2 protein-coding genes are annotated in these 12,581 nt (G+C 62.2%); both read right to left on the bottom strand.

Features of this window, described 5'->3' with window-relative positions:
• Nucleotides 1-7: 7 nt before the first annotated feature.
• Nucleotides 8-10,594 carry an Ig-like domain-containing protein gene (locus tag ACZ0AI_RS17790; RefSeq protein WP_463563007.1) on the bottom strand — a complete coding sequence of 3,529 codons (10,587 nt, stop codon included), beginning with the start codon at nt 10,592-10,594 and terminating at the stop codon, nt 8-10.
• Nucleotides 10,595-11,093: 499 nt separating this feature from the next.
• Entirely contained in the window at nt 11,094-12,539 is a 1,446-nt protein-coding gene (gene zwf, locus ACZ0AI_RS17795; protein ID WP_463563008.1) for a glucose-6-phosphate dehydrogenase, read from the bottom strand.
• Nucleotides 12,540-12,581: the final 42 nt, after the last annotated feature.

Here is a 12,581-nt window from a genome sequence, read left to right on the forward strand (position 1 = left end):
TTCCCTATCAACTGACCACGACCTGTACCGTATTTTCTTCCACCAACAGCGTGGTGCTTCCGTAGGTATAGACGTCGTAGGTGATGCCGTCGATCTGCTGCGCCCCGGTTTTCAGCGCGCTGGCCGTGAGGTTGAGCACATCATTGCTTTCGCCGGTGATCTGCAGGGTGTTTCTCGAGTCGGTCATGGCGTCGACGGCTGCAGCGGTGAGGGTCAGCGTGCTGCCTGAATCACCGGTACCGAGATCGATGCGCTCGATATTGCTGAACGTGCCGATTCCTGCGGCCCCATAGTTGATGTCGATCCCGCCATCGAAAACCACCGTGTCGAACCCGGTTCCGCCATCGACGTTGCCGAAGTTGGTGGCCTTGATCTGGATGGTGTCGTTGCCTGCGCCTGCATCCACGCGGTCGCCGGAGCCGACATTGAGGATCAGATCATTGCCGGCGCCGGCGAAGATCCGCTCGCCTGCGATGGTCGCGTTGCCGGAAAGTATGTCGTCTGCGGCCGTGCCATCGACCCGCACGTTGCCGATGGTCAGGCCGAGTAGGCCCAGCGGGTCGAGGTCGACGGTATACACGCCGCTCGTCTTGCCGGCGGAGGTTGCGGTGATGCGCAGTGCAAGATCGCCGCCGAGGTTGAGGATGTTGGTGAGCGACAAGCCTAGCTGGCTGAGCACGGTGGGGCTGAGCAGGTTGACCGAGAAATTGCCATTGGCATCGGCTGCCAGCGGGGCGATGCCGATATAGCCAAGCGGCGTGAGCACTTCGACGGCCAGTGCGGCACCGGCCACGGTCTTGCCGCTGATGCCCAGCCGGGCGGCTGGAAGATTGAGCAGATTGAGATTGGCGTCCACGGCCAGGTTGCCTAGGGTGATGGGTTGCTGCTGCAAGCTGGTACCCAGGCCCAGTGTCGCGACGTTGCTCTGGTTGCCCGCCTGATCCTTGGCGGATACCGAAACCTGAGCGCTGAGCAGCTGATCGTAGCTCAGGCCGATATTCAGCCCGGTAAGCAGATTCAACGAGGCCAGGCCCGCGTTGTTTGCGGTGACCGTGGCGGTGGCCACCGTGCCGCCCAAGTCGATGCGTATCGTCAGTTCACTGTTCGGCTCACCGGAAATGGTCAGCAGGTTCCCGACCAGACCGAGTACCGGAGAGGAAGGCGGGATGGTGTCGACGGTGAAATTCGCCGCCTGGGAGTTGGCGCCATTGTTGATATGCGCCGTCACCGAAGCCGCCCCTTGGGGGAAGCTGCCGGTGGGTGGCACTACCGACACGACGGCGCTGCCAGCCAGGGCCTCGGCAGCGGTCACGCTATGGGTCTGGTTGAACTGGTAACCACCGGTGCCGGTGTAGGTGACGGTGACCACGTCACCGGCGCGTACGCCTGTGGCCAGGCCAACGCGTACCTGAATACCGTCCGCTGCCTCGGCAGCATTGATGTAGGTATCGGCCGCCTCGGGAACGCTGATGGTCGGCGCCGACAGGTTGGGCGCGTTGGTGTTCGCGGATACGCTGACGTTGCCCGCAGCATCGATGGACGTCACGCCGATCGGCTGGCCGGCCACCAGTGCCGGGATCAGTACCGCGGCGAACGTACCCGCTGCAGTCGCCGTCACGGTGATCGGGTTAGCGACGTTGCCATTGACCACGATACGTACCTGGCTGTTGGCTTCGGCATTGCCGGTCAGCAGCGTGCCGTCTGCAGTGACGAACAGGTTGCTCGGCGCGCTCGGTGCCTGGCTGTCGATGTTGGTGGTTGCCGATGTGCTGGTATTACCGGCAGCATCCTTGGCGACCACAGTGACCGCAGTGTTATGGGCCAGCGGGGTACCTGGGGTGAAGCTCCAGGCACCGCTGGCATTGGCTGTGGTTTGGCCAATCGCTGCGCCGCCAGGGCCCGTAATGATTACCGTGCTGCCGGCCTCGGCGGTGCCGGTCAGCACAGTGCCGTTGCTGATTGAAATGCTCGGTGTGTTGGGTGCCACCTTGTCGATGGTGGTACTGACCGGGAGGCTGGTGTTGCCCGCGGCATCCTGAGCCACGGCATTGACCACAGTGCCATTGGCCAAGGTGGGCGGTGAAGAAAGCGTCCAGACGCCATTGGTGCCAGTGACCACTGTACCGATCAGGGTGCCGTTGACGCCCGTCAGGGTCACCGTGCTACCCGCCTCGGCTGTGCCCGTGAGTAGCGTGCCATTGCTCGGCTGAATGGTCGGGGCAACCGGCGCCACGGCGTCGATGGTGGTACTGACCGGGCCGCTGTTATTACCAGCGGCATCTCTGGCAATCGCCGTTACCACCACGCCATTGGCCAGGGCGGGGCTTGGCGAGAATGCCCAGGCGCCGTTGCTATCGGCGGTGGCGATGCCGATCTGCACGCCGCCCGTGCCGGTGAGGATTACCGTACTGCCCGCTTCGGCGCTACCGATCAGTTGGGTGCCGTTACTTGCCACGATGGTCGGCGCATTGGGGGCGATATTGTCGATGGTAGTGGTTGCCGATGGGCTGATGTTGCTGGCCGCATCCCGGGCGACCACGGTTACCACCGTGCCATTGGTGAGCGGGGTACTGGGATTGAGGCTCCAGCTGCCGCTGGCATTGGCGGTAGTGGTGCCGATCTGCACGCCGCCCGTGCCGGTGAGAATCACCGTGCTACCCGCTTCGGCCGTGCCGGTCAGCAGGGTGCCGTTACTGGCTTGGATGGTTGGCACTGCGGGTGGCACGCTGTCGATCACGATGATGGCCGGCGCACTGACATTGTTGGTGGCGTCAGTGGCCGTGACGCTGACCGAAGTGCCGTCTGCGAGTGCCGGTAAAAACGTCGATGACCATGCACCTGTGATCGGGTCCGCCGTGACCTGAACGTCTGGCTGACCGGCAACGCGGATGGTGACTGTACTGCCCGGTTCAGCGATACCGCTGATCAGGCTGCCGTTGCTGGGTGCTACGACTGGCAGGTCAGGGCCGGAGTCGTCCACCGTCACGGTGGCCGGGCCGCTCGTGTTACCGGCGGCATCCACGGCGATCGCGGTGACCAGTGTGTTGTCTGGCAGTGCCGGGGTCGACGTGAAGTGCCAGTTGCCGTTGGTATCGGCGGTGACCTGGGCGATTTGTAGACCCCCGACGCTCAACCGCACGGTGCTGCCTGCCTCTGCGGTGCCGCTCAAGTCGGCCCCATTGCTGGCGGCGATGAAGGGAGGAGGCGGTGGTACGGAGTCGACTCTGGTACTGGCCGAGGCACTGAGGTTGCCTGCCGCATCGCGGGACTCCACGCTGACCAGTGCGCCATTGGGCTGTGTCGTAGGCGGGGCGAAGCTCCAGGTACCACTGGCACCCACTATCAGCGTGGTCAGGGTGTTGCCATCGACCTTGAGGGTCAGGGTACTACCAGCCTCCGCGGTGCCCTGCAGCAATGCGCCATTGGTGGCGGCGATGGTTGGTGTTGCTGGGGCAATGGCGTCGATGATGATGCTGGCAGACTCCCCCGTATTGCCAGCCGCATCCCGTGCGCTGATGCTGATCAAGGCGCCGTGCTGCAGGGGTGGTTGTGGGCTGAAGTTCCAGTCTCCACCAGGCCCCGCCGTGGCCTGGCCGATGATGACCCCGCCGGGGCCGGTGAGGATCACCGTACTGCCAGCCTCGGCGCTACCGGTCAGCGATATACCGTTGCTCGGCTGAACGGTCGGGGCAATCGGCGCCACGGTATCGATCACCAGATTCGCCGATGGGCTGGTGTTGCCTGCCGCATCGCGAGCCGCCACGGTGACCTGGGTATTGTTGGTAAGCGCCACGGGTGGAACGAACGACCAGTTGCCTGCGCCATCGACAATGGCCTGACCAATGGCGGCACCGCCGGCCCCAGTGATGATTACCGTGGTACCTACATCTGCAATACCGCTCAGGATCACGCCGTTACTGGGGTTGATGCCCGGGGTGGCAGGAGCCAGCGCATCGACTATGGCCTCTGCCACAAGGCTGACATTGCCTGCCGCATCGATCGCCGTGGCGCTGATCTGGGTGGTGTTGCCCAGGGGCGGTGTTGCGGTAAACGTCCAGTTGCCATTGGCATCGACCTCGGTGGTACTGATGCTGCTGCCGTTCACCTGGATGTTCACCGTGCTACCGGCTTCGGCGGTTCCGCTGATGATCTGGCCGTTGCTTGGGTTGATCAGCGGTGCCGATGGCGCGACGCTGTCGATCAGGATGCTGGCCGGCGCGCTTTCATTACCCAGAGCATCTCGGGCCACAATTGTGACCAGGCTGCCATTGGCCAGTGCCTGGGCCGGCGCGAAGCTCCAATTGCCATTGGCGTCGACGTTAACGCTGACGCTCGGGATAACACCTGCACCCGTTATGATTACCGTGCTGCCGATTTCGGCGGTACCGCTCAGTAAGCTGCCATTGCTCGGGTTCACGGTCGGATGATCCGGCACCTGCGAATCGATGACGGTACTCGCTGGTGGGCTGGTATTACCCGCCGCATCCCGTGAAACCACGCTGACTTGAGTGCCGTTGGGCACCACGGTAGTGGGGGTGAAACTCCAGATACCCCCCGCGTTTGCCGTGGTTTGGCCAATTGGGCTTCCGCCTGCACCGGTGATGATCACTGTGCTGCCTGCTTCCGCAGTGCCACTGAGTTCGATGCCATTGCTTGGCGAAATCGTCGGTGCAACCGGAGCGACGGTATCGATGGTGGTGCTGACTGCGGCGCTGGTGTTGCCAAGTGCATCACGAGCGACGGCACTGATCACTGCACCATTGGGCAGTGCGGGGGAGGGTGTGAGCGCCCAGGTACCCTCAGCCGTGGCGGTCACCTGGCCGATGATGCGCCCGCTGGCATCCGTAACCACCACCGTGCTGCCTGCATCGGCGCTACCGCCCAGCTGCACGCCATTGCTGGCATTGATTGTCGGCGTTGCTGGCGCCAGTGCATCGATGGCGGTCGCTGCCTGGCCGCTGGTATTGCCAGCGGCATCGCGAGCCACTGCCGTAACCACGGTGCCGTTGGTCAACGCGGTATCCGGTGTGAACGTCCAGTTGCCATTGGCATCAGCAATAGCCTGGCCGATGCTGACCCCACCTGAGCCTGTGAGAATCACCGTGGCCCCAGCTTCGGCAGTGCCGCTCAGTTGCGCGCCGTTGCTGGCGTTGATGGTCGGGGTATTTGGAGCGACGCTGTCGACCACGGTGGTAGCTGGCGTGCTGCTGATACCCCCCACATTGATCGTGGCGTTTACGGTGGTGCCGTCCGCGAGTGGAGTCGTTGGTGTAAACACCCAATTGCCCTGGCCATCGACCAGCGCCTGGCCGATAGGCGTACCTGCTGCGTCAGTGAGCAGTACGGTGGTGCCCGGTAGGGCGGTGCCGCTCAATTCGTTGCCATCACTCGGCGCTATGCTCGGGCGTGGTGGCAAGGTGGCGTCGACCCGCACCGTCGAGGCGGTGCTTTGATTACCGACGGCATCGGTGGCGATAACCGTCAGCAGCGCCCCATTGGGCAATGCGCTAGCGGGCGTGATCGACCAGTTTCCGTTAGCGTCAGCCTGAAGGGTTTGGCTGAACCCATTGGGCCCGGAGACGGTGACGAAACTATTGGCCTCCGCCGTACCGTTGATCTGTACCCCATTACTGGGGTTCACCACAGGCGCATTGGGTGCCTGGGCGTCGATGGTGATGCTGGCCCCCGGGCTGGTATTGCCGACGCTATCGCGCGCCACCACTGAAACCTGGGTTTGATGGGCCAACTGCCCGTTGATGGGGTAACTCCAGGTGCCGCTGTTATCGACCTGCACGGTCACTGGGGCGGCATTGCCGATGCTCAGCAGCACTGTGCTGCCTGGATCCGCTGTGCCGGTTAGAAAGCCTGAGCCACTGCTGGCAGTGATAGTGGGTACGCCAGGTGCAATGGCGTCGATGACCGTCGTTGCGGGCTGGCTGGTGTTACCGGCGTTATCGCGCGCGACCACAGTGACCTGCGTGCCATCAAGCAGCGGATTTTGCGCTGTGAATGTCCAGTTGCCGTTGGCGTCTGCCGTGGTCTGGCCGATCGCAACGCCGCCAGGGCCGGTGAGAATGACGGTGCTGCCGGCCTCGGCAGTACCGCTCAGGAGGCTGCCGTTGCTGGGTTGAATGACCGGGGTGTTGGGTGCCTGGGCATCAATGGTGATGCTGACGGGCGTGCTCTGGTTGCCGGTAGCATCCCGTGCGGTGATGCTGACAGGGGTGCCGTGGGTGAGTGCATTCGGTGGGGTGAAACTCCAGGTGCCGTCTGCGGCGACTACGGCCTGACCGATGACGGTGCCGCCGGCGCTAATGATCAGAGTGCTGCCGACCTCACCGACGCCGCTGAGTTGTGTGCCATTGCTGGGCACGATGGTCGGTGAACTTGGCGGCAGATTATCGATGGTGACGCTACTGGTGGGGCTGGTGTTGCCCGCCGCATCGCGTGCCACCACGCTGACCTGGGTGCCATTGGCCAGTGCAATGGCTGGTATGAAGGCCCAGTTACCGTTTGCGTCAGCTGTGACTTGGCCTATGGCGGCACCGCCAAGTTCGGTCAGAATCACGGTACTTCCCGGTTCGGCGCTGCCGCCGAGTTCGCTGCCATTGCTCAAGGCAACGGTAGGTGCCGCGGGGGCGGCACTATCTATCGTCAGTGGTGCCGCCGGGCTGGCGTTACCGCTGGCATCCGTGGCAATGGCCCGAACCTGCGCGGAGTTGGGTATCGGCGGGGTAAGGGTGATGCTCCAGGTACCATTTGCACCGACCGCTGTTTCGGCTATCAGGTTGCCGGCCAGATCCCTGATGGTCAGGGTGCTGCCAGGCTCTGCGCTGCCGCTCAATACGCGGCCGTTACTTGGATCGAGAAGCGGAGCGGCAGGCGCGCTTGCGTCGACGATCACGCTTGCCGCCGGGCTGGTATTACCGGCGTCATCGCGGGCGACCACGCTGATTTGCGCATTGTCGGCCAGTACGGGAGACGGAGTCAGCGTCCAGTTGCCGTCCACATCGGCTGTAGTTCGGCCAATGATCCGTCCACTGGCATCGCTGACGATCAGCGTACTGCCCGCTTCTGCGGTTCCGTTCAACAGTGTGCCGTTGCTGGGCAACAGAGTAGGCGTCTGCGGTGCGACGCCATCGGTGGTGGTAGTGGCTGCCGCGCTCTGGTTACCCGTCGCATCACGTGCGACCACGCTCACCAAAGTGCCGTTGGCCAGTGCTGTGCCCGGTTGGAATGTCCAGATGCCCTGATCGTTGGCAGTGGCCTGGCCAATGCTGGCGCCGCCAGGGCCGGTCAGGATCAGCGTGCTACCCGCTTCGGCAGTGCCGGTCAGCAGGCTGCCGTTGCTCGGCTGTACAGTCGGTATGGCCGGGGCGATGCTGTCCACCACCGTGATGGCCGGAGCACTGCTTACGCCATTGACGCTGACGGTAGCGCTGACGCTGGTGCCGTTGGCCAGTGGCGCACCTGGAGTGAAACTCCAGGCGCCATTCGCATCGGCGCTGGTCTGGCCGATGGCGACGCCACCCGCACCGGTCAACACCACGAGGGCGCCGGCTGCAGCGGTACCGCTGAGCTCGCTGCCGTTGCTCGGCACGATGGTCGGGCGTGCTGGCAGCGTGGTGTCGATCGTCGTTGCGCTGGTGGTGCTCTGATTACCCGCCGCATCGGTCGTAGTAACGACCACCGAGGTGCCATTGGGCAGCGGGCTGGACGGGGTAACCGCCCAGTTGCCATTGGCATCGGTTGTGGTGGTCTGGTCAGGGCGGCCCGGCGTGGTGACGGTCACGGTGCTATCGGGCTCGGCGGTTCCGCTCAGTATGTTGCCGTTGCTGGGATGCACCACGGGCGCTGCTGGCGGTTGGCTGTCGACACCGCCGGTAACCGGCGCGCTGCTATTGCCGCTGGGATCCTGCGCCACAACCGTGACAGGCGTGCCATTTGCGATAGGCGGCGTTGGGACGTAGCTCCAGTTTCCGTCGCTACCCACATTGACCTGAATCGGGGGCGTGTTGCCGATGGTGACGATGACCGTACCGCCAGCTTCTGCTGTGCCGCTCAACTCGTTGCCGCGAGTCGGGTTGAGGGTCGGAGCCTGGGGTGGCTCGGCATCGACAACACCTGTGGCTGGTGCGCTGGTATTGCCGGCAGCATCACGTGCGCTGACGCTGATAGGCGTGTCATGGCCTAGCGGCTGAGCAGGAGTGATGCTCCAGATACCGTTGGCATTTGCAGTCGTCTGCCCGATGACTACGCCACCTGGGCCCGTGACGATTACCGTGCTGCCTGCTTCGGCCACGCCACTGACGGTATTGCCATCGCTTGGACTGAGTGTCGGCAGGGGTGGCGGGATGCGGTCGATGACCACGCTGGAGGGCGTGCTGGTATTGCCCACGGCATCGCGTGCCGTTACCTCGATGTTGGCACCATTACCTAAAGGCGTGGTTGGTATGAAGCTCCAGTTACCATCCGCATCGGCAGTGGTCTGGCCGATCAGTTGGCCATTGCTGTAGATCAGGATTATCTTGGCGCCCGCTTCGGCCGTGCCCGTCAGCAACTCACCATTGCTGGGCTGCACCACCGGTGCTTCGGGCGGCGCCGCATCGATGGTGATGGTGGTGCCGGCACTGCTGCCTTGAGGGTTCTGTGCGATGGCATTGATGACGGTGCCATTGGCCAGAGGCGATGCTGGAGTAACCGACCAGGCTCCGCTGCCATCGGCTGTGGCTTGGCCGATAAGTCCGCCATTGGCGTCTCTGACGAAGATCATGCTTCCCGCGTCAGCCGTACCCGAAATGACCGTACCGTTACTCGCGCTGATGATCGGCGCATTGGGTAGTGCGCTGTCGACGGTTACCGAATCGACAGGGCCGGTATTACCCGCGGCATCGCGGGCCACTGCGCTGACCACCACGCCATTGGCGACCGGTGGGCTGGCGGTGAAGCTCCAGTTGCCGTTGGCATCCACCAGGGTCTGGCCGATGACGGTGCCGCCGGCGCTCAGTATCAACGTACTGCCGGCCTCGGCAGTGCCGCTGAAGACGATACCGTTGCTGTTGCCGATGTCCGGCGCCAATGGTGCTGCTGCGTCGATGGTCAACGCGGCGACCGGGCTGCTGTTGCCAGCACGATCCGTAGCGATGATGTTGACTACGGTGCCGTCTGCCAGTGCCGGGTTAGGGCTGTAGCTCCAGAGCCCGTTGGCATCTGCGGTTACCGTCACCGGTGGGTTGTTGCCAATGGTTAGCGTGACGGTGCTATTGGCTTCCGCCGTGCCGCTCAGCAAGGTGCCATTGCTGGCTTCTACGGTGGGCGCTTCAGGAGGGTTGCGATCGATCACGATACGGATGATCGGTGAGCGAATGCCCTGCACGTTGGTCGCCGACATGTCGACTAGGGCGCCGTCGGCCCAGGGAGTATTTGGAGTGAACGTCCAATTACCGTTGGCATCGGTAATGGCTTCTCCGATCAGCGAGCCATCGGGGTTGGTGATCAGCACCGTCGAGCCGGGTGGCGCGGTGCCGGTCAGCTGATCACCGTTGCTTGGATCGACCGTGGGTGCATCGGGTGACAGCACGTTCGGTGCGATGATGGTCGCCGTCTGGCCTTGGTTGCCAGCGCCATCGATGACCCACACCGCAATCGTTTCCCCCGCCACCAGCGGTGGGCTCAGCGTGAAAGTGAAGCGCCCGTCTGGGCCGGCGATGGTGAAAGCGTCGGCGATACCATCACCGTCCAGATCGATCTCGACGCGCGCGCCCGGTTCTGCGAGCCCGGTCAGCACGTCGCCTTCGGGAGACACCTGCAGCTCACTGGCCTGATCCGGCGCCGTGCTGTCAGGTGCAGCGACCTGCGCTGCCGGACTGGTATTGCCGGCTGCATCCACGACCACCACGCTGACGGCTTCGCCGTTGGTCAGCGGCGGTACGAGTGACACCACGAAGCGGCCGTCGTTATCCACCGTCGCGGTGTAGTCGGCGACGCCATCTCCGTTTACATCCACCTGCACGGTCGTTCCCGCTACAGCGCTGCCGGTAAGCAGGCGGCCATCTGCGCTGATCTGCAGGTTTGTTGCGGCGGGAGGCGCCGCTAGGTTGCCACCACCGCCGCCGTTATTGCTGCTGCTTCCCCTGCTATTGATCTCATCGGCCACGACCACGCCACCGGCAATCGCCACGCCGCCAATAATCGCGGCGGTGCCCAGGCCCAGGGTGCCCCCGGTGGTGGCTGCAGCAGATGTCAGCGAGGTGAATCCGGAAAGGGTGGTTTCCGATGCATAGGACGCCGCGAGAATGCCGTCGGATGCGGCTTGCGAAAGGTCTACCGCGATCAGCTGTTCTTCTTCACCCACCAGGAACAGCTGGCTTGGCTGTTCGACTGGCGAATAGAAATTGCTGATCCGCAGCACTTCCCCATCCTGCATCTGCACGACCAGATCCATGCCCTCACGGCTGTAACTGGCAACTGATTCTGGGGAGATATTCAGTGCGACGTTACTGCGCTGACTCAGCGGTAGCGTATTGCTGACAGTGCGTTCGGTTGCTTGAGCGACTTGCTGGTCAATAGGGGCGACCTTAGCCTGTACTGCCATGAAGATTTCTCCCAATCCTTAACTTTCGACTTTCATCGAATTCCTGATTTCACTCCGGGAGTACCCGTAATTCAGCTGCATCAGATGAAAACGACCGCTATGTAAAACTAGCGTCCGAATCCTAAGCGTGTAGGGGGAGATGATATTTTTTTGGAATAGCGTTCTAGTCTTTTTAGAGCCGAGAGCTATTTAATACGAATGAATTAATGCCAGTTTTTCATAAAGTAATTTTTAAGGCTTTGTTTTTATTATTTATTTTCAAAGTCTTTATTTTTTGTTTTTTTAGTTGATAAGCGAATATGCAGATTTTTTTTGAAAAAAATTATTCCTCAGCTATGCCGCTGAAACCACAGCGCTTATATAAGGTTCAATTCTTCTGGTCGGCTATTAACTTGAGCGGCGCAGTATTATGGTCAAAGGCTTACACGATAAATCGTCATTCGGCATTGCAACTAACTATCTCAGTTGTAATTGCATGCCGATATCTGGCTGTCGCGGATTATTCGATCCACTCGCGGCCATGACGCTCCAATAAGTGTTGCAGTTGTTCCGGGCCATTACTGCCTGCTGTATAAGGGCGTGGGCGCTGATAATGTTGATCCCAGCCCTTGATGATTGGATCGATCCACTGCCACGCAGCCTCAACCTCGTCGCGGCGCATGAAAAGCGTCGAGTCGCCTTCGATGACATCCAGCAATAGGCGCTCGTAAGCATCCCAGCGGCGCTGCTTGTTGAAGGCATCGGCCAGATTCAGGTCAAGCTCAACTGGTTTCAGACGCATCCCCTTACCCGGCTCCTTGGCCATCAATTGCAGGCTGATACGCTCTTCAGGCTGCAGGCGGATAAGCAACTGGTTGGCTTCGCCGTTACCGAACAACTGGTGAGGCACCGGCTTGAACTGGATAAGGATTTCCGAGGTCTTGCGCGCCAGCCGCTTGCCGGTGCGAAGATAGAAAGGCACGCCGGCCCAGCGCCAGTTGTTGATCTCGGCCTGCACGGCAACGAAGGTTTCGGTATCGCTGTCGTTGTCGACGTTCTTCTCGAAGTAATAGGCGGGCACTTCCTGGCCGCCGATCATGCCGGCGGCGTACTGGCCGCGCACGGTCTTGTCACGCACGTCGAGGCCAGTGATGGGCTTCAGCGCTTCGAGAATCTTCACCTTCTCATTGCGCACCGACTCGGCGTCGAAGCGCACCGGCGCTTCCATGGCCACCAGGCAAAGCAACTGCAGCAGATGGTTCTGAACCATGTCGCGCATGGCGCCGGCCTGGTCGTAATAGGCGCCGCGGTTTTCCACACCCAGGGTCTCGCAGACGCTGATCTGCACGTGGTCGATGTGCCCAGCACGCCACACCGGCTCGAACAGAGCGTTGGCGAAACGCAGCGCCATCAGGTTCTGTACGGTTTCCTTGCCCAGGTAGTGGTCGATGCGGAACACCTGGGACTCGTCGAAAACCGCACCGATCCCTGTATTGATCTCCAGAGCCGATTGCAGCGAATGGCCGATAGGTTTTTCCAGCACGATGCGCGCGCGGGAGCCTGCCAGGCCGGCAACCTTGAGGTGCGAGGCGATGTCTTCGAACAGATTGGGCGCGGTGGCCAGGTAGTAGACCCGAACCCGCTCCCGGTCACTGCCCAGATACTTGGCCAGGCGGCCGAAGTCGGCGCTCTGCGAGGCGTCCATGCTGAAGTAGTCGAGACGCTCGGCGAAAGCGCGCCAGGTTTCATCATCGAAGTCAGCGCGTGCCACCTGTACGCGACAGTGGCGCTCGGCAAGCGTTTGGTAAGCCGCGCGGGTGTGGTTGCTACGAGCCAGGGCGAGGATGCGCGTATCGCGGTTCAGGCGACCGTCGCGATGTAGGTAATAAAGCGCAGGCAGCAGCTTGTGCAGGGCCAGATCGCCCGTGCCGCCAAACACCAGCATGTCACAGGAATTGCTCAGCATGGGGAACTCCGATTCGGTTTGTCCGTGCGAGGGCGTCAGGCT

The organism is Pseudomonas sp. AC355, assembly GCF_979258205.1.

Excerpts from the sequence above, each read along its gene's own strand:
- ACZ0AI_RS17790 (WP_463563007.1), bottom strand. The coding sequence starts at position 10,594 with ATGGCAGTACAGGCTAAGGTCGCCCCTATTGACCAGCAAGTCGCTCAA.
- zwf (WP_463563008.1), bottom strand. The coding sequence starts at position 12,539 with ATGCTGAGCAATTCCTGTGACATGCTGGTGTTTGGCGGCACGGGCGAT.